A 19,747-nucleotide genomic window follows, 5' to 3' on the forward strand; every position below is an offset into this window, starting at 1 on the left:
ACAATTATACGGACTTTATCAGATAATTGCTTACCTTGATACTCCGGAATAATCGCAACCCAATGGATTCGTCCAGATGTTTTGCTATCTTTTGTTAAATGTCCATACCAAGCAGTTGCGGTACCAATAACTTCTCCTTCGGGATTCTCAAGAAACAAACATCTTTGTTCCATTTCATTAATATACGGTCCAAATTCAGTGTTGAAATGTGTCAATGCTTGATCAGTAGTATCAAATTCATTAACTTTCATTTCCAAATTTGCCCATTTTACTTCTTCTCCTATTTTAAAGTTACGAATTTTATATCCAACAGGTAATTCATACTGTGGAATACTTTCTAAATTTTCTCTTGTCATCTGTACTTTTAAATACTTCATTACATTCTACCTTTCATTCACAAATCAATTTTCATTAGAAAAAGGTTGAGACGTGATAATAGTCTCAACCTCATATTGTGTATTTTGTAATTCCCTAAAACTTAGTAATCATTACAATCAATAACGTTTGTTCTTATTCTACTTCTTTTATAAATGTTAATATAGCATGAAATTCTTCTTCATTTGCTGAAAAAGCACGCTCTTCTATTTCACGAACAGTTGAATTGAGTAATTGATAATTCGCTACTTCTTCATCTTTTAAATATGCATTTATGCTACTTTCTAATTCTTTTAAGGAACCCGCTTTTAACGTACTTAATTTTACTTCTTGCATTTAACTCCAACCCCTTTTTAATTAGTTTAAATCATTTCAATAAGACTAAACGTTATTTTTACTTTAACTTAAAAACCTATAAATATAATACACTATATTAAAAAATCTAATCTTATTTTCAAAAATTATATCACTTCATACAAATTTTACATAACTTTTTCACTTTCTAATAGTTAAAAATAGGCTGAATCATCCCTGATTTTCACCCAAAAGGCACTTATAAATACGAGTGGGTGCAAAAAAAGCAACCCGAATCACTTACGAATAAGTGACCCGAATTGCTTATATACCTAGTGTTTGCCCCTTTTGCTTAGCACCTAGTATTGTTTTAAGTATTGTTCTCTTTCCCATTCAGAAACTTGAGTTCTATAGTAATCCCATTCAATAGATTTAGAGTTTATAAATTGATTATAAATGTGATTACCTAAAGCTTCTTTAATAGAATCATTATCTTTCATTGCTTTAATAGCTGTATATAATGTTGATGGTAAATCTTGAATACCAACGGCTTCACGTTCTTCACGATTCATTTCATATATATTTTGATTTACTGGTTCTGGTACTTCTAATTTATTTTCAATACCGTCTAAGCCCGCTTGTAAGATAGCTGCTAATGCTAAGTAAGGATTGGCTGCTGGATCTACTGAACGAACTTCTACACGCGTTGATAAACCACGTGAAGTTGGTACACGGATTAATGGTGAACGGTTTTTACCACTCCAAGCAATATAGCATGGCGCTTCATAACCTGGAACTAAACGTTTATAAGAATTAACTAATGGGTTACATACACCAGTTAAACCACGTGCATTTTTCAGAATCCCCGCGATAAAATGATAAGCATCTTTAGTCATTTCCATATCGCCCTCTGGATCGTAAAAGGCATTTTCTTTACCTTTGAAAAGTGACATATTGAAGTGCATGCCGCTTCCGTTCACACCAAATAATGGTTTAGGCATAAATGTTGCATGAAGATTGTGTTGACGTGCGATTGTTTTAACAACTAATTTAAATGTCTGGATATTATCACAAGCAGTGATAGCATCTGCATATTTAAAATCAATTTCATGTTGGCCCGGTGCCACTTCGTGGTGACTTGCTTCAATATCAAAGCCCATATCCTCTAATTCTAAAACAATATCGCGACGACAATTTTCACCTAAATCTGTTGGTGCAAGGTCAAAGTAACCACCATTATCATTTAATTCTAATGTTGGTTCACCTTTTTCATCTAATTTAAACAAGAAGAATTCAGGTTCTGGCCCTAAATTAAGTTCACTAAATCCTAAATCTTGCATGTTTTTTAACACACGTTTTAAGTTTGCGCGTGGGTCACCTTCAAATGGTGTGCCATCTGTTTTATAAACATCACAGATAAGACGAGCTACTTTACCTTGACCGGCTGTCCATGGGAAAATAACCCATGTATCTAAATCTGGATATAAATACATGTCTGATTCTTCAATACGTACGAAACCTTCAATTGAAGATCCGTCAAACATCATTTCGTTATCTAAAACTTTTTCTAATTGGCTTACTGGTACTTCCACGTTTTTAATTACACCTAAAATATCAGTAAATTGTAAACGTAGGTATCTGACATTTTCTTCCTTAGCGAACTTGTGTATGTCTTCCTTTGTAAATGTACGTTTTGCCATTATAAATGTCCCCCATTAATTTTATTTGATAAATCGAGATAAATCTCCACGATTTATCGGAATCGCTTCTCGTTGTGGTTTCTGTGTAGCATCAACAATCATTTGTTTTCTCGTTTCTTGTTCAACATCAGAAAGGTGTTCTTGTTCGTCATTTAAAATCTGTTTAATACCTTTTAAATTAAAACCTTTTTCTATTAATCTTTTTATCTCTAAAAGGCGTTCCAAATCGTTTAACGAAAAAAGTCGTTTATTTCCTTCTGATCTATGTGGTTTAATCAGTTCATGTGTCTCATAATAGCGAACTTGTCTAGCAGTTAATTCACTTAATTTCGTAACAACACTCATAGAGAAGACCGGCATGCTTCGTCGTATCGTATCTTTTGACTCCAATCCAATCACCTCTATTTTTGAACTTGTATTTAATTTAGCATAATTACTAAAGTAATTCAAAAATATGTCAGGTTTTCTAACATATACTTCAAACCATTGATCTTACTGACTTTATAACAGTTTTATTCAATTTAATCGCTGAATTTTCCGAAATTTTTTTAATTTAATTAAAAAAGCCACATATACATTACAATTTGCTATTTAACATAGCAATAAATGCAATTCAATGTGGCATCTCTTTCAGGTTATTAAAATAACTTTTCAACAGCTCTTGTTACTGCTAACTTAATGTGTTCATACGTTAAGCCGCCTTGTATATATGCTTCATATGGGGGTCTAATTGGACCATCCGCTGATAATTCAATTGAAGAACCTTGAATAAAAGTACCCGCAGCCATAATAACATCATCTTCATAACCTGGCATATAAGATGGTTCAGGACTAAAATGTGCGTTAATCGGGGAAGCTGCTTGAATACTTTGACAAAATTGAATCATCTGTTCCTTCGTATCAAAAGTGACCGTTTGAATCAAATCTGTTCTAGGCACATCAAATCTTGGTGAAGTGTGCATATTCATTTTTTCTAATAATAAACTCGTAAATAATGCACCTTTCAAACTTTGACTAACCACATGAGGCGCTAAGAAGAAGCCTTGATACATTTCTTGCAATGAATATAGAGAGGCACCGGCTTCTTTACCAATTCCTGGCGCGGTTAAACGGTATCCACATCTTTCTACCAATGTTTCATTACCTACGATATAACCACCAATTTTAGCTAAACCTCCACCTGGGTTTTTAATTAATGAACCTGCCATTAAATCAGCACCACATTCTATAGGTTCCCGTTCTTCAACAAATTCACCATAACAATTATCTACAAAAATTATGATTTCAGGGTATTTGGCTTTTATTTTTTGAATCGCGCTTTCTATGTTTGTTAAATCTATGGATGGTCGTTGATCATAACCTTTCGAACGCTGAATAGCAATAACCTTAGTTTGCGATGATATTTTAGACAATACCTTATCAATATCAATTTCACCATGCTTTAAGTCAACCTTATTATATAGTATTCCGTGTTCTTTTAAACTTTCTATACCATTACCATTAATACCTATCACTTCTAATAACGTATCGTAAGGATCTCCAGTGATATACAATAACTCATCCCCATATTTCAAAGTACTTTGTAATGCAATCGTGATCGCATGCGTGCCAGAAATAATTTGGGGACGTACTAATGCATCTTCTGCCTTAAATGCATGTGCATAAACCGCTTCTAAATGATCCCGACCTATATCATCATAACCATAACCCGTTGTCCCCAGTAAGTCACTTTCAGCTACTTTAACAGCATGGAATGCATCTAACACTTTTTCTTGATTGATATAAGCGATTTCTTCTATTTTTTTAAAATATGGTTCTAGTTTTGCTTCTGTTTCTGCTATTAATTGCTTCGTATTTTTCATCGTAATTCTTCTTCCTATTCTTTTTTAAAACCTTTTACGGTATATGTTGCATCTGTTTCATTAAATTTGATTTCAGTGACAAGTGTATGCTGTTTTAAAAAATATAATCTATCGGCATCAGCACTTGGTACATTTTCTTCATAAGTAGTCAAAGCAGATTTTACTTGCTCAATAAGTAATTGTTTCACTTTTTCTTCATCTGCTTCATTTTTACTTGAAACAAATATTGATGGTAAATTAGTAGTAGGGGCAGTACCTTCATGTAAATCTTTTTTATTAAAAATAATAGCTTGTGGAATATGCCCCATTTCTAAATCACCTATAATTTGATTAACTGTATCATACTGAACACGATATTCAGGATGACTCGCATCTACGACATGTAACAACAAATCTGCACCTTTCGCTTCTTCTAATGTAGATTTAAACGCAGCGATAAGTGTAGTTGGTAGTTTTTGAATAAAACCAACCGTATCAGATATGATTAAATTAAATCCATCATTAATTTGAATTTGTCTTGTCTTAGGATCTAAAGTAGCAAAAAGTAAATTCTTCTCATAGGTAGCTTCATTAGCTAATGCATTAAACCAAGATGATTTACCAGCGTTTGTATAACCAATTAGTGCTACTTGAAACACATTATTTTGTTCACGTTTATTACGATAACGCTCACGATGTTCAACCACTGTTTCTAATTGATGTTTTATTTCATTCATGCGTGTTCTAATATGACGACGGTCCATTTCTAATTTAGTTTCACCAGGACCTCTCGTTCCAATGCCTCCACCTAATCTTGATAAACTACGCCCATGACCTTGGAGTCTTGGTAATAAATAATCTAATTGCGCTAATTCTACTTGTAACTTACCTTCTTTACTTCGTGCTCGAAGTGCAAAAATTTCTAAAATCAGTTGCGTTCTGTCGATAATTTTAACATTCAAATTACCATTTAATGTTTTTGACTGTGCCGTTGTCAATTCATCATTAGCAACTACTACATCTATTTCGTTCATTTCTACGTATGCTTTAATTTCTTCTAACTTACCTTTTCCAACGTAATATTTATTATCAAAATGTTGTCTGTTCTGAGTAAATTCAGCTTGTACATTTAATTGGCATGTTTCAGACAATGAAGCTAATTCTTCCATTGTTGATTCAAAATCAAACACTTCATCGGTTTGAGCTTGTACTCCAACTAAAATTGCTGATTCTAATTCCTTTTTAGTCGTATGTGTTTGTTGGCTCATAACATGCACCTCTTTCAAAGTTTTCTTTGCTATTTTATCATAGTGTTTATATAAAGACTATCTTCTCAAATTATGTTAAATTATTAATAAGAGGTGACGCTATATGACTATATACGATATAGAAGTTCAAAAATCAAATGGTGAAACATACAAATTAGAAGAATATAAAAACAAAGTATTGCTAATTGTTAATACTGCTAGTGAATGTGGTTTCACACCACAATTTGAAGGATTACAACATTTATACGACAACTATAAAGACCAAGGATTTGTTGTACTAGGTTTTCCATGTAATCAATTTGGAGGTCAAGAGCCAGGTACTGGTGAAGAAGCGACTCAAAACTGTAAAATCAATTATGGCGTATCTTTTCCAATGCATGAAAAGATTGATGTCAAAGGAGAAAATCAACACCCATTATATCAATTCCTAACAGAACAACAAAATGGATTTTTCAATGAAAAAATCAAATGGAATTTCACAAAATTTTTGATTGATAGAGAAGGTAAAGTAACCAATCGTTACGCACCACAAAAAAAACCAGGTCAAATTGAAGCAGATATTGAAGCACTATTATAAATAATAAGAAAGCTACACTTGATAATTTATATCAAAGTGTAGCTTTTTCATTTAAAGTATGCAAAATAAATTGTTTTTTAATATTATACTTCTTCTACTGCATCATCAAGCGTGAATGTACTGATAGCATGTTTATAAATAAGATGTTGCTTTCCTTGTGTTAATAAACAAACTAAATTGTCATCATAATCTTCAATAATGCCCTTCATTTGAAAACCGTTTACTAAAAATACGATAACTTTCGTTTGATCAGCCTTAAATTGTCCTAGGAATTTATCTTGGATGTTTTCTGTTGTATTCATGTTATGTTCTCCTTTTCTTTATTTGGACTGAAACTTCATCTAACATCAATGAAAGTGACATTTTCTCTCTATCTAACCATACTACGTCGAGTTTGTTTTTGAACCAAGTCATTTGTCTTTTAGCATAATTTCTAGAATGCTTTTTCAATTTATTTGTTGCTTCGGCTAGACTAGCCTCATTTTTAATTACAGGTAACATCTCTTTATATCCGATAGCTTGCATACTTTGACAAGTTTCAAAACCATCTTCAACGAGTTGTTTCACTTCATTTAGTAATCCGCGTTCCAACATTATATCTACACGTTTATTAATTCTTTGATATAAAGTTTCGCGTGACATTTCTATCCCTATTAATAATGTATCATAATTTTCTGTATATTGTTGGTTTTTCTTGCGTGAACTTAAAAGTTTTTTTGTTTTTAAATAATATTCAATAGCTCTTCGAACTCTTTTTCGGTTATTTGGATGTATATTATCAGCTGAAATTTTATCTATAGATGCTAAATAGTCATGCATTGCTTCATTTGTTAATGAATCTATTTCTTTTAGCGCATGATCGACTTTAATTTGTTGTGCTTCAGATATCGTTTCATCCTCGAAGGCATAATTATAGATTAATGATTGGATATACAAGCCTGTGCCACCAACTATGATAGGCACATGATTTCTATCCGTGATTTCATTAATTAAATTTTGAGCTCTATTTTTAAAATCATATGCAGAAAAAGTTTCATCAGGTTCCAAAATATCTATCATATGATGAGGTATATCAGCCATCTCTTCTTGTTTTATTTTTGCTGTTCCAATATCCATGTATTTATATACTTGCATGGAATCTCCGCTAATTATTTCACCATTAAATTTTTTAGCCAATTCAATGCTTAATTCTGTTTTACCAACAGCTGTTGGACCAACTAATGCAATTATGAATGGTTTATCGCTCTGCACTTATATCAACTCTCTCTATGCTTTATCTGCTCTGTTATATTTTTTTAAAATTTGTCTTTCTATCCAATCGTACATATGTTGCCATGTAGTCGTCGCATCTTTTTCAAATAAGACTTCATGTCTTTTATTTTTGTATAAATGTACTGTGATATGTTGAATATTACCTTTTTTATATAATTTCCCTAAATGTCTAATCCCTTTGCCATAATTACCTATCGCATCATCTTTTCCAGAAATAAGTAAAATGGGTAGATCTGGTTTCATTTTTTTTATATTTTTTAATTTACTTGTTTGTAACATATATTTCACTGTTTCAAAAATCAATTGATTTGAGACTAAAAATCCAGTATAAGGGTCTTTTTCAAATTTTTCTACTTCTTGTTCATCGCTGGATAACCAATCACTTTCCGATTTATTATTTTTTATATTTTTATTAAAGGTTTTATACATTATTTGGTTTAACCATTTTAAACGCCGTCTTTTTCCAGTTATTAAAGTGATAAGTTTTAAAACTATTTGTACGAGTTTACCTAGATATTTAGGGTACTGCATAGTTCCTGATAAAATCATACCTTGCGCAACATCAGGATATTTTTGTGTGAAAATTCTAGCGATAATAGAACCCATAGAATGCCCTAATATAATATATGGCGTATGCACAGAATCAGAATACAACGTCTGTGCAATTTCAAAAGTATCGTCAGCTGTTTGCTCCATACTATCAATGTGACCACGTTCGTATGATTCTATATCTATACCATGCCCTCTATGGTTGTGTCGCAGTACATCATATCCTTGTTGATTTAATGATTCAACAAGCGCATCATATCTATCCATATGTTCCGCCATGCCATGAAGTAAGTGAATAACACCAATCGTATCTTTTTTCGCCTTATTCAATTTCACTTCTAAAGTTGTCCCATCTGCAACAGTGATTTTAAACTCATTTCCACTCATGTTTTACCCCCAAATCACGTTTCGTTTCATTCATCATACATTATACAATATACCTTCAAAGTACACTGTTTTCAAATACAATGCTATTAAGCTTTATTACATTTTACAACGCAATTATTAGTGAAATTAAATGCATTATATCTTTAAAAACTAACTAAGTAAAAAAACCTGTGTCGCTCTATATTTCTTAGATATAAAAACCCCCTTCAAAGCTTACATTTTTTAATGTCTACTTTGAAGGGGGGAAATTATTATTCATAGTTTGAATCCACTCACTCATATACATGAGCATTCAATGATAGATTCATACAATATTTAAATTTATTCTTTAACTGCAGGTTGATTATTACCCGTTTGTGCTTCATCAATTGCAGTTTGAAGTTCTTTTGTAAACAAGTCTTTTTGAATATCTGTGTAGCCAAGTAATTCAGCCATTACATCAATCACTTGATCTTTATAATTTAGAACATCATCTATTTTGAAATAAAGTTTACCAGTACGACGAATAAAGAAATCTGTTGGACGATGAACCATTTCGTTTTGAATAGAATAAATCAATTCTGTATAAATATCTAATGGTAAACCAGACTCTTGATATTGTGCTGTTTGAGCAATTTTGAATAATTCTTCTACATTCGAACCATATTTCGTTGCAAAATGACGTGCTGTTGCATCATCTATTTGATAAGCTTTGGCATCTTCAACTTTTTTATCAATAAAGTTATCAAAGTTTGCACTACCACCAACATCTCCACCAGAAATTGGTAAGTGTTTTGTAGCACATTTATCAAATTTCAAACCGTACTCTGATTTTAAGCGTTTAGATAATAAGTCCACAATTTCTAATGCCATATGGCGATAACCAGTTAATTTACCACCAGCAATCGTGAGTAAACCAGACTTACCTTCCCATACTTCATCTTTACGAGAAATTTCTGAAGGATCTTTACCTTCTTCTAAAATCAATGGTCTAACACCAGCCCATGATGATTCAATGTCTTCATCAGCTACATTTACATCTGGGAACATATAGTTGATTGCGTCGATTAAATAATCTCTATCTTCCTGTGTTGCTAATGGTGACGTTTTATCGTTATCGTAAAACGTATCTGTTGTACCTACATATGCTTTTCCTTCACGAGGAATCGCAAAAATCATACGTCCATCTTTTTCAGTATCAAAGTATACTGCTTGTCCTAATGGGAATTTCGATTGATCTATAACAATATGAACACCTTTTGTTAAGCGCAGTTGTTTGTTATTACGTGCATAATCACCGCTACGTACTTCATCTACCCATGGGCCACTCGCATTGATTACTTTTTTAGCCTTAATTGGGTAAGTTTCACCAGTAATTTGGTCTTCAGCATGAATACCATTTACCTTTTCATTTGAATCATATGTGAAATGTACTGATTTCGTATGGTTAATTATTGTTGCGCCTTTTTCAGCTGCACGTTTCATAACTTCAATTGTTAAACGCGCATCGTCAGTACGATATTCAACGTAAGATCCGCCGCCTTTTAAGCCTGATTTTTTAACAAGTGGCTCTTTCGCTAACGTTTCTTTAGCATTTAACATTGTTTTACGTTCTGATTTTTTTACGCCTGCTAGTCTGTCATACATTGTTAAACCAATAGCTGTGGTAAATTTACCCATTGAACCACCTTTATGCATTGGCAATAACATACGCTCTGGTGTCGTTACATGAGGGCCATTTTCATATACAATCGCACGCTCACGACCAGTTTCTGCTACAACGCCCACTTGCAATTGCTTCAAGTAACGTAAACCACCATGAACTAATTTTGTTGAACGTGAACTTGTACCTTGTGCAAAGTCTTGCATTTCTACTAACGCAACCTTCATACCTCTTTGTGTTGCATCTAATGCAATACCTGCACCAGTAATACCTCCACCGATAATGACAACGTCAAAAGTATCATTTTTTAAATCTTTCTTAATCTGCTCTCTTTTCAAAGTTGATAAACTCATAAAATCTAGCGCCTCCTAATAGTAATAAAAAAAGAGAGACCTATCCCATACATATATAATTGTACGAACAGTGTCTCTCAATTCTCATCTCGATAATATTAACTTACCCTTATTATAGCATAAGAAACTTAGATAAGTCTAATTCTTTATTCATCGTCTAACTTAAAGACTTGCGTTGCTTCTACAGCTTTTTTCCAGCCTTTATATAATTTATTTCTTTCTTTTTCTTCCATATCTGGATTAAATTCTTTTTCTAGTTTCCAACGGTTAGCAATTTCATCTTTATTATCCCAGAAACCTACAGCTAAACCAGCTAAATAAGCAGCACCTAAAGCTGTTGTTTCATTAATTTCTGGACGTTCAACACTCACGTTTAATAAATCAGATTGGAATTGCATAATAAAGTTATTTTTAACAGCACCACCGTCAACACGCAGGTTATTCACTGTAATATCAGAATCTTTTTCCATTGCTTCAAGTACATCACGCGTTTGATAACACAGTGATTCTAATGTAGCACGGATAAAGTGTTCTTTTTCAGTACCACGCGTTAAACCAAAGATTGCTCCACGTGCATCTGCATCCCAATATGGTGTTCCTAAGCCTACGAATGCAGGCACAACGTAAACACCTTCTGTAGATTCTACACGTTCTGCGTAATTTTCTGATTGTGGTGCAGAATTAATCATTCTTAATCCATCTCGTAACCATTGAATGGCTGAACCCGAAACAAAGATAGAACCTTCAAGTGCATAATTAACTTTTCCATCTAGTCCGTAAGCGATTGTTGTTAACAAACCGCTTTTAGATGCTACAGCTTCTTCACCTGTATTCATCAACATAAAGCCACCTGTACCGTAGGTGTTTTTTACATCTCCACGTTCAAAACAAGCTTGACCAAATAATGCTGCTTGTTGGTCACCTGCAATACCAGCAATTGGTATTTCTTGTCCAAAGAAATGATAATCAATGGTATTTGCATAAACTTCACTAGACTCTTTAACTTCAGGTAACATAGTGTTTGGAATTTCTAATATATCCAATAATTCTTGATCCCATTCTAAATCATGGATATTATAAATCAATGTACGGCTTGCATTTGTATAATCTGTAATATGTGCTTTGCCACCAGATAATTTCCACACTAGCCATGAATCAATTGTACCGAATAATAAATCTCCATTATCAGCTTTTTCTCTTGCACCTTCTACATTATCAAGAATCCATTTAACTTTTGTCCCAGCGAAATACGGATCTAATAAGAGACCTGTTTTTTCTCTGAATTTATCTTCTAAACCTTGTTCTTTTAATTCTTGACAGATGCCTTGTGTTTGACGTGATTGCCAAACAATTGCATGATATACCGGTCTTGATGTTTTCTTATCCCACACTACCGTAGTTTCACGTTGGTTTGTAATACCAATACCAGCAATTTGATCTGCACCAACGTTTTCTTCATTTAAAACTTCAGCCATAACAGCTAAAACAGACGTCCAAATTTCATTAGCATCATGTTCTACCCAGCCTGATTTTGGAAAATATTGTTTGAATTCACGTTGTGCAACGCCTTTGATTTTTCCGTCTTGATCAAACAGAATTGCTCTAGAACTCGTAGTGCCTTGGTCGATTGACAAAATATATTTTTCCATAATTATTAGCTCCCTCTTCTAATGTTCATAACACGAATTACATATGTAATTCACATTGATATACATACTTTTTTGTACCCTTTTTTTATTAGTTCACTCAACTAATAATTTTATATTAATCCAATGATAATAATATCTAGTTATATTTTAACGTAAATACAAATAAATTAAACGTAATTAATATATCGATTCAATACCTTTAGCATTTTTCGCTTTATTTAATACGACACCTAAAATAAGTGTGATGATTAATAATACGATTGCAACCACTGACATTGTATCAAATGCACCTTTATAAAACAGTCTATAAATCACCGCACCAATCATACCACCAGTCACAGGGCCTAACACTGGTACAATTGCATAGGACCAATTAGAATCGCCTTTGCCAGAGATTGGTAGAATTGCATGTGCAATACGTGGACCTAAATCACGCGCTGGGTTAATTGCATAACCTGTAGGACCACCTAGGCTTAAACCAATTGCAACGATTAAACTACCGACAATTAATGGATTTAGTCCATCAGCAATTTTATTCATACCGATGAATAAAAGCCCCATTGTTAAAATAGCTGTGCCAATAATTTCACTCATAAAGTTTGCAAAATAGTTCTTAATGGCAGGAGCTGTAGAAAATACAGCTAATTTTGTACCTTGATCTTCTGTTGCTTTCCATTGAGCTAAATACATTAACCAAACTAATGCACCACCCACAATACCACCAAGGATTTGACAGATGATATAACCAGGTACCATAGACCAATTAACTGCGCCATCCATTGCAAATGCTAAAGTCACTGCTGGATTTAAATGCGCACCCGATATATTACCTACCGCGTACACTCCCATAGTAACTGCTAATCCCCAACCTGTAGCAATAACGATCCAATCTGCGCCATTCCCATTACTTCTTTTTAAGTTGACGTTTGCAACAACGCCTCCCCCAAATAGTACAAGTATTGCTGTTCCCAAAAATTCAGCAAAATATACACTCATAAAGACTCCTCCTAAAATAAGACAGGGAGATCCCTACAATTATATCCAGTTGTGAACCACCGGTTTAATTACTGTAGAAATCTCCCATCTCTTTTCTAAATATTAACTTGAGTTTATCTTACACCGTTGTTGTAAGCGTTGTCAAATGTTTTTGTAGAAAAGTTGTCACAACTTAAGTGGATACTACACTGTTTTCAGCGATACTAAACTGACCGGTTAATGGATCAATTTGTGCCATCAACCCATAAGGAATCGCATGTTTTGGTTCATTGTGACCAAATGATAAATTATAAAAAACAACCATTTTAGGATTATTGCATTTTTTTATTATTTTAAATATTTCTCTTTTATAATTTTCATAATATACATTGTTAAAAGGCTTGCCAAAAATCATGCCATTCAGACGGTTTAAAATACCATGCTCTAGCAATTGCTCTAAATATTCAGCAAACATTTCCGGTGTCGGTGTGTCTTCCGATGTTTCTAAAAATAATATTGCCCCATTAAAAGCCTCAATTTCAGGAAATATTGAAGTATGACGTAAGTCAACAAAAGTTTCTAGATTCCCGCCTAAAAGATGGCCGCTTACTTTGTTATTACCATTTAATATTTCGTATCCATTTTGGACTATTTCAGGTCTACACCTGTTTTTATTTTTTATATCCCACTTTAATCCGTATGGTCGTATATAAAATGCTGGTTCTATTGTTCCAATTTTATTTGTATTAAACCAACACTTGTTAATATTCTCTACAGTATATGTATCCATTGCAATATTTTCTGCAAAATCAGTAAGTAATGCCTACCCATAAAAACTAACTATCCCCATTTTATAAAACATCAAATGTACTGTAGTTGTATCTGAATAACCACTGAATATTTTAGGATTTGTGGCAATTGCCTGCAAATCCACATAAGGCAAAATGCGTATCGCATCTTCTCCACCAATACAACTAATAATAGCTTTAACTTCTGGATCTTTTACTGCTTCATTTAAATCTTTCGCTCTACATTCTGGGTGATCGTGAATAAACGTTACACCTTTGAGTGCATGGGGCATTACTTTGACTTTTAAACCAAATTCACTTTCCAAACGATGAATGCCTTGTCGCGTTCGCCATAATATATCACTTTCACCTGCTAAACCAGAAGAAAGAGACACAATCGCCACAGTGTCTCCTTCTTTTAATTGCATTGGTTTTATCATTATCAACAACTCCCTATACTCGTTCATGGCGATCGTTCGCAAATATATTGATGATATCAAAATACTTAACTTTTATTGTTTTAGTTATATCATCTGATTAGATTACCATAACGATCGATCACTAGTTGTAATATATTTTGCACCATTTGAAACTGCAATGTCTACTTCTTCTTTACTGTTAATGAGTCCGCCAGCAATTACAGCAGTATTCGTTTCTTCGTTAATGATACGTATGGCTTTTGTAGCAATACCCGGTAAAACTTCCACAAAATCTGGTTCTACACGCTTAATCAATTCAATACTTCTAGATAATGCATGGCTATCTAATACAAATACTCTGAACACAGTTGTTGTATTTAGTGATTTTGCTTTGTTAATTACTTTTGTCTTGGTTGAAACGATGCCTTTAGGATGATAATTTTGAATAATGTATTCACACGCGAATTCATCATGGCTCATACCTTTGATTAAATCGATATGCATGTATGTTTCAATATTATTCTTGTTTAATAGACCCATGATGCTTTTAACATGCCCAATATGCGCATCTAACATGACACATTCCTTATAATCTGTCATCGTTAATTTTTCTAAATCTTTCATTGAGCGAACTGCAGGTAAAATATGCGGTTTCAACATGAATTCCTCCTTAGACAATACGTTTAAATAGACGTTCTAATTCATAATTTGAGAAATTAATAATAATGGGTCTTCCATGCGGACAGGTGAATGGATCTTCAGTCTCTCTCAACTGATTGACTAAATCTGCCATTTCATTATTTTTTAGATAGTGGTTAGCCTTAATTGATTTTTTACAACTCATCATAATCGCAGCTTCTTCACGAATTTTTCTAACGTCGACTTTTTTATGTTCTAATACATATTCAATCATATCTTTGATGATTTCTTCTGCTTCTTCTTTCGGAAACCAAACAGGATAGCTATCTACAATATAATCATGTCCACCAAATGGTTCTAAATGCACGCCTACCTTATCTAATTCATCTTTATACTGATTAATAATCATTAATTCATCTTTTGAGAAATGGAAAGTTAACGGGATTAATAAATTTTGACTTTCATTTACAACATCACCAATTTTTTCTCTGAAATATTCATACTTTATTCTTTCTTGAGCTGCGTGTTGGTCAATCATAAACATACCATTTTCATTTTGAGCGATAATATAGGTACCGTGGACTTGTCCAACAATTTCCATGTAGGGTATTCGACGAGTTGGTGAAGCACTCACGCGACCTTTAATATCCTCATCACTATTATCTTCAACTGAGACTTCATTATCAGTAGAATCACTATTTGTTGTTTCAAAATCATAAAGTAGTTCATTTTGTATTTTCTTATAATCATTTTGTGATTCTTGAATACGATTTTGTTCACCATCGTGTTGATTTATATAAGATGCTTCATTTTCTACACTTTTGTCATTTTCATTATGCATGTTTGAATCAGCTGTTTGTTCAATATTTTGCTCAAAGTTATTTTGTTGTTGACGTTTTTCAAAATCCATTTTCTGTTGCTCAAATTGGTTTAATACCTTGTTTTTCTTCGTCATTTTATCCATATCATTTTGAGGAATTAAAATGCGATCTTTAAAAGCTTCACGAATTTTGTTAACGATTAATTCAAAAAGCTGGTCTTCTTTTGATAATCTTACCTCTAATTTAGTTGGATGGACATTGACATCTACCAATATCGGATCCATTTCAATATTGATATAACATATTGGGTAACGACCAACCATTAATAAAGTATGATAACCTTCTAAAATCGCTTTATTTAACAAGAAATTCTTAATATATCTCCCGTTAATAAAGATAGAAATATAATGCTTATTACTTCTAGAATGTTCAGGTTTCGCAAAATAAGCATCTAAATGATAATCACTTGTATCCCCTGTAACATGTACTAAGTCTTTAGCAACTTTCATACCATAAATTTCAGCCATCACTTCATTTGTTCTACCAGATCCATTTGTTTTTATAATTGTTTTACCATCAGACACAAGCGAAATACGTATATCAGGATGACTCATGGCCATACGATTTACTATATCTGTTATCTTACCTAGTTCGGTATATAGACTCTTAATATATTTTAATCGTGCTGGCGTATTATAAAATAGTGACTCCACTAAAATATCTGTGCCTCTTTTTGCTTTAGCTGGTTTTCGATTTAAAACCTCACCATTTTCCACATAAATTTCTTGGCCTTCTTGATTATCTGTGCATGTTTTCAATGTTACCTTAGAAACTGATGAAATACTAGCTAATGCCTCTCCACGAAAGCCTAATGTACGAATATGGAACAGATCATCATCTGCATCCAATTTGCTTGTTGCGTGACGATGGAATACTAAATCTAAATCATCGATTTCAATACCAGTACCGTTGTCAACAACACGTATAGAAGCGACGCCTGATTGTTCAACCTCTATATTTATTTCTGTTGCTTGTGCATCAATTGCATTTTCTAATAGTTCTTTCACAACTGATCCAGGTCTTTCCACTACTTCACCAGCTGCTATTTTATTTGCTAAAGATGTCTGTAATTCTTTTATTTTACCCATTGAATGACCTCACCTCTACTTTAACTGATTCTGTAATTCACTAAGTTTTACTAGGGCTTCTATCGGTGTCATATTCGATAAATTTAATTGCTTAATTTCATTCTCTATTTCACTTTGTGCTGCTGGATAATCAAACAAATCAAAAGCTGCTTGTTCAAATTGGTAGCTGTTATGTTCTTGTTTGTCATCGCTATAGTTGTAATCATTTTCTGCTACTATTGGTTTTTCTAAAGATTGTGCTTCCACACCTGTTTTAATAACATTGACTTTTTCATTTGTCGTTTGTTCTTGATTATTATTTTGTTCAAATGCATCTAGAATTACTTGTGCGCGTGAGATAACTGCTTCTGGTAAATGTGCTAACTTCGCTACTTGGATACCATAGCTATCATCGACAGCTCCATCTTTAACTTTATGTAAGAAGATAAGCTCACCATTGTATTCATTTGCTGCAACATGAACATTTTTCAACGAAGATAACGACTGATCTAAAGTTGTTAATTCGTGGTAATGTGTAGAGAATAATGTCTTGGCATGAGAAGTATGTGCAACGAATTCAATCATAGCTTGTGCCAAAGCCAATCCATCATAAGTAGAGGTACCTCTACCTATTTCATCAAAAATAATTAAACTATCTTCTGTAGCATTAGCAAGTGCTTTTTGTGCTTCCAACATCTCAACCATAAATGTACTTTTACCAGAAACTAAATCATCTGCAGCTCCAATTCTTGTAAATATTTGATCAAAAACTGGTAATACAGCTGCTTCACAAGGTACGTATGCGCCCATTTGTGCCATAATACTTATGATTGCAACTTGTCTCATATAAGTAGATTTCCCTGACATATTAGGTCCTGTGATTAAATAAATAAACGTATCTTGATCTAGTTTACAATCATTTGGCACATAGTCGTTGTGATCCATAACACGTTCTACAACTGGATGCCTTGAATTTGTTAATTTAAGTGTTTTGTCTTCACTAAATGCAGGTCTTGCATAATTGTATTTTTGCGCTATTTCTGCAAAACTTTGTAAACAATCCAATTCTGAAATAATTTTCGCTTGTTTTTGCAAACGCTCTGTATACGTTTTTATTTGCTCTCTCAATTGCACAAATAATTGATATTCTAATTCAATCGCTTTATCTTCAGCACCTAAAATAATATCTTCTTTTTCTTTTAATTCATCCGTAATAAATCGTTCTGCATTTGATAAAGTTTGTTTACGATGATAACCATATGCAGAAGGATCAAAACCTTGCAAGTTGGCTCTTGTAATTTCAATAAAATATCCAAAGACTTTGTTAAAACTAATCTTCAGTGATTTAATACCAGTGCGTTGACGTTCCTTTGTCTGCAGTTCAGCCAACCAAGATTTACCATTCTTCGATGCTTCTAAATACTCATCAAGCTCCTGATTAAATCCTTTTTTGAATAATCCACCTTCTTTAACAGAGATAGGTGGCTCTTCTTTCAAACTATTTTCTAACAATGTTAACAATTCATCTAAAGGTTCAAGTGCTTTAAATTGTTCAGTGGTTTCTGTATCTAAACCATCTAATAATTGTTTAATATTGGGTATCTCAGAAATTGAATGTTTTAACTGAATTAAATCTCTAGCATTTACATTTCCATAACTTACACGGCCGACTAAACGCTCGATATCATATACTTGATTAAGATGTTCTCTCAAAGTGTCTCTCTCTATAAAAAAGTCAATAAATTGCTCAACTGTATCTAGCCGAGATTCAATTTGGTTTTTATGGATTAACGGTCTATCAATCCATTGTTTTAATCTTCTTGCCCCCATAGGCGTTTTAGTTTCATCCATCAACCATAGCAATGTTCCTTTTTTACTTTTTAGGCGTATGCTTTCTGTCAATTCTAAATTACGTTTTGCATAAAAGTCCATTTTCATAAAATCTACTGCTTCATATTTTACAACAGTTTCTATATGAGATAGATCTCGTTTTTGCGTATGGAAAATATAATCAAGTAATAACTGAGTCGCATTATATAAAGATTGATCATTACTTGTATTAACTGCATATTCTGCATTTGATATTTCATTCAATACTGTAATTGTTTCAGTTGTCAAACTAATTTGACGTTTTAATCCCTCATCTATTTGCGCATTTACCACGATTTCATTTGGATTAATTGTTGTTATTTCATTAATTAATGTAGCTTGATCGTTAAAAGATGTTACTTTAAGTTCTCCTGTAGACACATCACAATAACTTAGTGCATAACAATCATTTATTTGTACAAAGCTCAAAATATAATTGTTTTGTTTTTCATCTACGCCGCCTTGATCCATAACCGTACCAGGCGTAACGATTCTAACTACCTCACGTTTTACCATTCCCTTTGTTTGTCTAGGGTCTTCCATTTGCTCGCAAATAGCAACTTTATATCCATTATTAATTAATGTTTCGATATAGCCATCTGCTGAATGGTAAGGTACACCGCACATAGGAATGGGATTTTCTTTTTTAGCATCCCGTTTCGTTAATGTTATTTCTAGAACTCTAGATGCTTCTTTCGCATCTTCAAAAAACATTTCATAAAAATCGCCTAATCTAAAAAATAGTAAACAATCTTGATATTGTGATTTTATTTTTAAATACTGCTGCATCATTGGCGTTTGGTTAGTCATTTAATCTTTCACAATCCTTCTATTAGTTTCTCACTATAATTTAAAATACATTAAATAAATCATTACTTATGTATGGTAAATCATTAAATCAGATGACTTTTCAATTGTTCATCTGATTGATATTTATGCTTTATATCAGGAATTTTACTACTTTATCGTTTTGTACTCTCAAACCATTTTCCTGAGATTTTATTGTCCATTTAACTCTTAAATTTTAACATAACTTTAGCTTTTACGCTTATGCTTACAGGGTCAGATTGATATAAAAACTTCATTAATTCGCTGATTGATATATAAAATTTATAAAAAAAAGATTAAGTCTCATTTGCACATACAAATAGTTAATTACAAATCTACATTATAATTAATTCTTTTATATGTTAAAAGTAATG

The 19,747-nt window shown here is 32.8% G+C and carries 18 protein-coding genes; 1 reads left to right on the forward strand and 17 read right to left on the reverse strand.

The features are described from left to right. The 6 genes from KA824_RS07215 to hflX form a co-directional block, all read right to left on the reverse strand. Positions 1–377, reverse strand: a 377-nt coding sequence (locus tag KA824_RS07215; protein ID WP_181187462.1) for a GNAT family N-acetyltransferase, incomplete at its 3' end; no start/stop codon positions are given. Between the two features lie 133 nt (positions 378–510). After that, positions 511–711, reverse strand: coding sequence for a hypothetical protein (locus tag KA824_RS07220; RefSeq protein WP_107383958.1), 201 nt, complete (start codon positions 709–711; stop codon positions 511–513). A 317-nt stretch (positions 712–1,028) separates the two neighbouring features. Beyond that, positions 1,029–2,369, reverse strand: coding sequence for a type I glutamate--ammonia ligase (gene glnA / locus KA824_RS07225; protein ID WP_019468737.1), 1,341 nt, complete (start codon positions 2,367–2,369; stop codon positions 1,029–1,031). A 21-nt stretch (positions 2,370–2,390) separates the two neighbouring features. Beyond that, entirely contained in the window at positions 2,391–2,759 is a 369-nt protein-coding gene (locus tag KA824_RS07230; protein WP_181187463.1) for a MerR family transcriptional regulator, read from the reverse strand. Positions 2,760–3,007: 248 nt separating this feature from the next. Further along, positions 3,008–4,231, reverse strand: a complete 1,224-nt coding sequence (locus tag KA824_RS07235) for a methionine gamma-lyase family protein (RefSeq protein ID WP_107383959.1) — start codon at positions 4,229–4,231, stop codon at positions 3,008–3,010. Positions 4,232–4,245: 14 nt separating this feature from the next. Then, on the reverse strand, positions 4,246–5,478 hold the full coding sequence (hflX, locus tag KA824_RS07240) for a GTPase HflX (RefSeq protein ID WP_107383960.1): 1,233 nt from the start codon (positions 5,476–5,478) through the stop codon (positions 4,246–4,248). 103 nt (positions 5,479–5,581) lie between these two features. Here hflX and KA824_RS07245 point away from each other — a divergent pair, with 103 nt between their 5' ends. Further along, a complete protein-coding gene (locus tag KA824_RS07245; RefSeq protein WP_107383961.1) occupies positions 5,582–6,055 on the forward strand; it encodes a glutathione peroxidase in 474 nt (157 codons plus the stop codon). A gap of 83 nt (positions 6,056–6,138) precedes the next feature. Here the strand turns inward: KA824_RS07245 and hfq are convergent, their stop codons facing one another. The 11 genes from hfq to mutS all read right to left on the reverse strand — a co-directional run bounded on the left by hfq (position 6,139) and on the right by mutS (position 19,355). Beyond that, positions 6,139–6,357, reverse strand: a complete 219-nt coding sequence (gene hfq, locus KA824_RS07250) for an RNA chaperone Hfq (protein ID WP_046208590.1) — start codon at positions 6,355–6,357, stop codon at positions 6,139–6,141. Between the two features lies 1 nt (position 6,358). Next, positions 6,359–7,306, reverse strand: a complete 948-nt coding sequence (miaA, locus tag KA824_RS07255; RefSeq protein ID WP_107383962.1) for a tRNA (adenosine(37)-N6)-dimethylallyltransferase MiaA — start codon at positions 7,304–7,306, stop codon at positions 6,359–6,361. A 15-nt stretch (positions 7,307–7,321) separates the two neighbouring features. Then, a complete protein-coding gene (locus KA824_RS07260) occupies positions 7,322–8,263 on the reverse strand; it encodes an alpha/beta hydrolase (protein WP_107383963.1) in 942 nt (313 codons plus the stop codon). Between the two features lie 321 nt (positions 8,264–8,584). Then, positions 8,585–10,258 carry a glycerol-3-phosphate dehydrogenase/oxidase gene (locus tag KA824_RS07265; RefSeq protein WP_107386182.1) on the reverse strand — a complete coding sequence of 558 codons (1,674 nt, stop codon included), beginning with the start codon at positions 10,256–10,258 and terminating at the stop codon, positions 8,585–8,587. Between the two features lie 146 nt (positions 10,259–10,404). Further along, positions 10,405–11,907, reverse strand: coding sequence for a glycerol kinase GlpK (gene glpK / locus KA824_RS07270; RefSeq protein WP_107383965.1), 1,503 nt, complete (start codon positions 11,905–11,907; stop codon positions 10,405–10,407). A 177-nt stretch (positions 11,908–12,084) separates the two neighbouring features. After that, entirely contained in the window at positions 12,085–12,903 is an 819-nt protein-coding gene (locus tag KA824_RS07275) for an MIP/aquaporin family protein (RefSeq protein ID WP_107386589.1), read from the reverse strand. Positions 12,904–13,075: 172 nt separating this feature from the next. Then, on the reverse strand, positions 13,076–13,672 hold the full coding sequence (locus KA824_RS12970; protein WP_308811661.1) for a S66 peptidase family protein: 597 nt from the start codon (positions 13,670–13,672) through the stop codon (positions 13,076–13,078). A gap of 33 nt (positions 13,673–13,705) precedes the next feature. Further along, complete coding sequence (locus tag KA824_RS12975) at positions 13,706–14,110, reverse strand: LD-carboxypeptidase (protein WP_308811659.1); 405 nt, start codon at positions 14,108–14,110, stop codon at positions 13,706–13,708. 102 nt (positions 14,111–14,212) lie between these two features. Further along, positions 14,213–14,746: a glycerol-3-phosphate responsive antiterminator gene (locus KA824_RS07285; RefSeq protein ID WP_107383981.1), complete on the reverse strand. Its 534-nt coding sequence runs from the start codon at positions 14,744–14,746 to the stop codon at positions 14,213–14,215. Positions 14,747–14,759: 13 nt separating this feature from the next. Next, a complete protein-coding gene (gene mutL / locus KA824_RS07290; protein ID WP_210133251.1) occupies positions 14,760–16,697 on the reverse strand; it encodes a DNA mismatch repair endonuclease MutL in 1,938 nt (645 codons plus the stop codon). A gap of 15 nt (positions 16,698–16,712) precedes the next feature. Next, positions 16,713–19,355 (reverse strand): DNA mismatch repair protein MutS, encoded by a 2,643-nt coding sequence (gene mutS / locus KA824_RS07295; RefSeq protein ID WP_107383969.1) that lies wholly within the window; start codon positions 19,353–19,355, stop codon positions 16,713–16,715. Positions 19,356–19,747: the final 392 nt, after the last annotated feature.

It is taken from the genome of Staphylococcus sp. GDY8P198P (genome assembly GCF_017891615.1).
GTDB lineage: Bacteria > Bacillota > Bacilli > Staphylococcales > Staphylococcaceae > Staphylococcus > Staphylococcus cohnii.

Excerpts from the sequence above, each read along its gene's own strand:
- KA824_RS07220 (WP_107383958.1), bottom strand. The coding sequence starts at position 711 with ATGCAAGAAGTAAAATTAAGTACGTTAAAAGCGGGTTCCTTAAAAGAA.
- glnA (WP_019468737.1), bottom strand. The coding sequence starts at position 2,369 with ATGGCAAAACGTACATTTACAAAGGAAGACATACACAAGTTCGCTAAG.
- KA824_RS07235 (WP_107383959.1), bottom strand. The coding sequence starts at position 4,231 with ATGAAAAATACGAAGCAATTAATAGCAGAAACAGAAGCAAAACTAGAA.
- hflX (WP_107383960.1), bottom strand. The coding sequence starts at position 5,478 with ATGAGCCAACAAACACATACGACTAAAAAGGAATTAGAATCAGCAATT.
- KA824_RS07245 (WP_107383961.1), top strand. The coding sequence starts at position 5,582 with ATGACTATATACGATATAGAAGTTCAAAAATCAAATGGTGAAACATAC.
- hfq (WP_046208590.1), bottom strand. The coding sequence starts at position 6,357 with ATGAATACAACAGAAAACATCCAAGATAAATTCCTAGGACAATTTAAG.
- KA824_RS07260 (WP_107383963.1), bottom strand. The coding sequence starts at position 8,263 with ATGAGTGGAAATGAGTTTAAAATCACTGTTGCAGATGGGACAACTTTA.
- KA824_RS07265 (WP_107386182.1), bottom strand. The coding sequence starts at position 10,258 with ATGAGTTTATCAACTTTGAAAAGAGAGCAGATTAAGAAAGATTTAAAA.
- glpK (WP_107383965.1), bottom strand. The coding sequence starts at position 11,907 with ATGGAAAAATATATTTTGTCAATCGACCAAGGCACTACGAGTTCTAGA.
- KA824_RS07275 (WP_107386589.1), bottom strand. The coding sequence starts at position 12,903 with ATGAGTGTATATTTTGCTGAATTTTTGGGAACAGCAATACTTGTACTA.
- KA824_RS12970 (WP_308811661.1), bottom strand. The coding sequence starts at position 13,672 with ATGGATACATATACTGTAGAGAATATTAACAAGTGTTGGTTTAATACA.
- KA824_RS12975 (WP_308811659.1), bottom strand. The coding sequence starts at position 14,110 with ATGATAAAACCAATGCAATTAAAAGAAGGAGACACTGTGGCGATTGTG.
- mutL (WP_210133251.1), bottom strand. The coding sequence starts at position 16,697 with ATGGGTAAAATAAAAGAATTACAGACATCTTTAGCAAATAAAATAGCA.
- mutS (WP_107383969.1), bottom strand. The coding sequence starts at position 19,355 with ATGACTAACCAAACGCCAATGATGCAGCAGTATTTAAAAATAAAATCA.